Here is a 4,269-nt window from a genome sequence, read left to right as displayed (position 1 = left end):
CGGGGCTTGCCACCGCCGTGGCCGCTGCTAGTCGAGGGCATCACGTGGTGCTGTTTGAGCGACGTAGCGAGTTGGGTGGGCAGTTTAATTACGCCCGTAAAATTCCCGGTAAAGAGGAGTTCAACGAAACGTTGCGCTACTTTCGGGTGATGTTAGAAAAACACGCGGTAGATGTTCGCCTAAATACGGCGGCTACCCTCGACACACTAGCTGAATTTGACGAGGTGGTGATTGCCACCGGCGTTACCCCCCGTGAACTTGCGCTACCAGGGGCCGACCATGCCAGTGTGCTTAGCTACGCTGAAGCTATTGAGCATCCTGAACGTGTGGGCCAGCGCGTAGCCGTGATTGGCGCTGGTGGTATTGGCTTTGATGTATCAGAGCTGCTCGCTGACCAGGGGCATCCTGAAATGGATGTGGCCGCTTGGTGTGATGAGTGGGGCGTTGACCTTGCCGTGGGCGATCGTGGCGGTCTAAAGCCGCCCATGCCGCCAGCGTCTCCCCGTGACATTATTATGCTTCAGCGTAAAAGCTCTAAGCCAGGTAAGAACCTGGGCAAAACCTCGGGCTGGGTACATCGTGCATCACTAAAACAGCGGGGAGTTAAAACCCTGACTGGCTGCGAGTATTTGAAAATCGATGATGCCGGTCTTCACATTCGCCGCAATGGCGAGGAGCAGGTGCTGGCGGTGGACACTGTCGTGGTATGCGCTGGGCAGGAGTCGGTTCGCGAGCTTATCGCGCCCTTAAGCCAGGCGGGAGCATGTTTTCATGTGATTGGCGGTGCCGATGAAGCTGCGGAGCTAGACGCTAAACGAGCCATCGATCAAGGCACACGTCTTGCCGCTTCCCTGTAGCGATAGGGCCAAGCGAGTTAGGCGGGTGACGTAAGCGTTGCAATGGCGATAGACTGGTCGATCAAGGTGGCTGTTAACCACAGTTAACAAATTAAGGCGAGAGTGGCACCCAGCTTGCGCCGTAAGATCGTCAGATAAAAGGACTATCGTCATGACCTCGGAGTGTACCCCACGATTTTTAGCCAGTGACAACACCTCAGGTATCTGCCCAGAGGCTATGGAATACCTGCTTGAAGCCAATCAAGCTGATGATTTGGCCTACGGCAATGACCGTTGGACTGCCCGTGCCGCAGATCGTTTTCGTGAAATGTTTGACTACGATTGCGATGTCTTTTTTGTGTTTAACGGTACTGCAGCAAACTCACTGGCACTTTCTGCAATGGGGCGCAGCTACCACAGCGTTATTTGTCATGAATTGGCCCACATTGAAACCGATGAGTGTGGTGGCCCTGAGTTCTTTTCCAACGGCGCGAAGCTGCTGACCTCGCCAGGGGCTAACGGCAAGCTAACGCCACAGGGCATTGAAGCGCTGGTCACTAAGCGTAGTGATATTCACTATCCCAAGCCTAAAGTAGTGTCGCTTACCCAAGCGACAGAAGTTGGCACGGTCTACTCTCGGGAAGAGTTACTGGCAATACGTGCCATGGCAGACAAGCACGATTTACGCTTACATATGGACGGCGCGCGGTTCGCCAATGCCTGCGCTGGTCTTAATGCAAGCCCCGCCGAGCTAACGTGGCAGGTCGGCGTCGATGCGTTGTGTTTTTCGGGAACCAAGAACGGGCTAGCGTTTGGTGAGGCGATTCTGTTTTTTAATCGCGATTTGGCTGAGGACTTTTCCTACCGCTGCAAACAGGCAGGTCAACTGGCTTCGAAAATGCGCTACGTTTCGGCTCCATGGCTAGGGTTGTTGGAAAGCGGAGCGTGGTTAACCAACGCTGAGCATGCCAATGCCATGGCACGGTATTTATCCGAAGGGCTACAAGCACTACCTGGCGTTTCACTGATGTTTCCGACCCAGGCGAATAGTGTTTTCGTTGAATTTCCTCCTCATGCTATCGAGGCGTTGAAAGCCAAAGGCTGGACCTTTTATACCTTTATCGGTGCGGGTGGTGCGCGTTTTGTATGCGCTTGGAACACCACCGTTGAATTGCTGGATCAACTGTTGGCAGATGTAAAAGAAGTGCTGGGATAATACTGCCTAAACTGTGCCTTCTAGACGCGTTGTTGCACGCCATAGCGCCGCCTTTCAGGCGGCGCTATGCGTTCTGAACACTGTTTTTAGGGTCATCGCACATTCAACGCAACTTAATCTCTCCTACCGTGCTCAAATTATTAAACATTGTGCGTTGAAGGTTTAGTCATCACTTTTTGCTAATGCTGACTACGCTGATAGAGCAACACCTCGTATTGCGCACCGCTTGATGTTTGGGCTTGGCGGTAGCTGCTGGGGGATGGGCCACAGGAGAGTTCCATGAGCATCTTTGATCACGTTCAAGACCGATTTGCCCGCGTTCAGCAAGAGGACATGAGCCTAGAGGAGTATTTGGCGCTTTGTCGCCGTGATCCAAAGGTTTATGCCAGCGCCTCGGAGCGTATGCTGGAAGCCATTGGCGAGCCTGAAGTGATCGACACGGCGAAAGACCCGCGTCTATCACGCATTTTCTCGAACAAGGTGATTCGCCGCTATCCTGCTTTTGCTGAATTTCATGGTATGGAAGAAGCTATCGAGCAAATTGTGTCGTACTTCCGTCATGCCGCGCAGGGATTAGAAGAGCGTAAGCAAATCCTCTATTTACTGGGACCAGTAGGTGGCGGTAAATCGTCGCTGGCTGAACGCTTGAAGCTGTTGATGGAACGTATCCCGTTCTATGCCATTAAAGACTCACCCGTGTATGAATCACCGCTAGGACTTTTTTCGCCGGAAGAAGATGGTGAGCTTCTGGAGCAAGAGTACGGTATTCCCCAACGCTATCTGCGCAGTGTTATGTCGCCATGGGCGGCGAAGCGCTTAAAAGAAGCGGGCGGCGATATTTCTCAGTTCCGGGTGGTGCGCCTTTATCCCTCGCGGTTAAATCAAATTGCCATCTCCAAAACTGAGCCTGGCGATGAAAATAACCAGGATATCTCGTCGTTAGTGGGTAAAGTCGATATTCGTCAGTTGGAGCTTTACTCGCAAGATGACCCCGATGCCTACAGCTTCTCTGGCGGGCTCTGCCGCGCTAACCAAGGGTTGATGGAGTTCGTTGAGATGTTTAAAGCGCCGATTAAGGTGCTGCATCCATTACTTACCGCCACCCAAGAAGGTAACTACAACCCCACTGAAGGCATGGGGGCCATTCCTTTTGACGGTGTGATTTTAGCCCACTCAAACGAATCGGAGTGGCAGGCGTTTCGCAATAACCGCAACAACGAGGCATTTTTGGATCGTGTCTATATCGTCAAAGTGCCTTACTGCCTGCGGGTCTCCGAAGAAATCAAAATTTACCAAAAACTGCTCGAAGACTCCTCGCTTAATGCCGCTCCTTGCGCGCCTGATACGTTGCGCATGCTGGCGCAGTTCTCGGTGCTTTCGCGGCTAAAAGTGCCAGAAAACTCTAGCATCTACTCCAAGATGCGCGTTTATGACGGCGAAAATCTGAAAGACACCGATCCTCGAGCAAAGTCGATCCAGGAGTATCGTGATGCGGCGGGTGTGGATGAGGGCATGCAGGGGTTGTCTACTCGTTTCGCCTTCAAAATACTTTCTAAAGTGTTTAACTTCGATGGCACTGAGGTCGCCGCGAACCCTGTGCATTTGCTGTATGTGCTAGAGCAAGCATTAGAGCGCGAGCAACTGCCTTCAGAAGTATTTGAGCGCTATATCGGCTTTATCAAGGAGTTTCTGGCACCGCGCTATGTCGATTTCATTGGTAAGGAAATCCAAACGGCGTACCTGGAATCTTATAGCGAGTATGGGCAGAACATCTTTGATCGCTACGTAACCTACGCGGATTTCTGGATTCAAGACCAGGAGTATCGCGACCCCGAAACGGGCGAATTGTTGAACCGTCAGTCACTCAATGACGAGCTCGAAAAAATTGAGAAACCAGCAGGCATCTCTAACCCGAAAGACTTCCGTCACGAAGTGGTTAATTTCGTATTGCGGGCGCGTGCGCAAAACAATGGTATGAATCCCAGCTGGCAGTCTTATGAAAAGCTCAAAGGCGTTATCGAGCATAAGATGTTTGCGAATACTGAAGAGCTATTACCGGTTATTTCGTTTAATGCGAAGGCGTCGAAGTCGGATCAGAAGAAGCACGAGGACTTTGTGGCGCGCATGGTGGATCGTGGCTATACCGAGAAACAGGTTCGGCTGCTTTCCGAGTGGTACCTACGCGTGCGCAAGTCCCAGTAGCGGATAATCGGGAGG

3 protein-coding genes are annotated in these 4,269 nt (G+C 52.1%); all 3 read left to right on the top strand.

The genetic code is table 11. The features are described 5' to 3' along the window. A partial coding sequence (locus INT22_RS20940; RefSeq protein WP_226912684.1) for an NAD(P)/FAD-dependent oxidoreductase occupies positions 1–857 on the top strand: 857 nt, incomplete at its 5' end. 151 nt (positions 858–1,008) lie between these two features. After that, positions 1,009–2,052 carry a threonine aldolase family protein gene (locus INT22_RS12520; protein ID WP_038476998.1) on the top strand — a complete coding sequence of 348 codons (1,044 nt, stop codon included), beginning with the start codon at positions 1,009–1,011 and terminating at the stop codon, positions 2,050–2,052. Positions 2,053–2,331: 279 nt separating this feature from the next. Beyond that, positions 2,332–4,254, top strand: a complete 1,923-nt coding sequence (locus tag INT22_RS12515; RefSeq protein ID WP_038476995.1) for a PrkA family serine protein kinase — start codon at positions 2,332–2,334, stop codon at positions 4,252–4,254. Positions 4,255–4,269: the final 15 nt, after the last annotated feature.

This window comes from Halomonas sp. 3D7M, from assembly GCF_014897885.1.
In the GTDB taxonomy this organism is placed as follows: domain Bacteria; phylum Pseudomonadota; class Gammaproteobacteria; order Pseudomonadales; family Halomonadaceae; genus Vreelandella.
The sequence above is the reverse complement of the archived record's forward strand: the minus strand, read 5'-3'. Positions and strand labels throughout refer to the sequence as shown.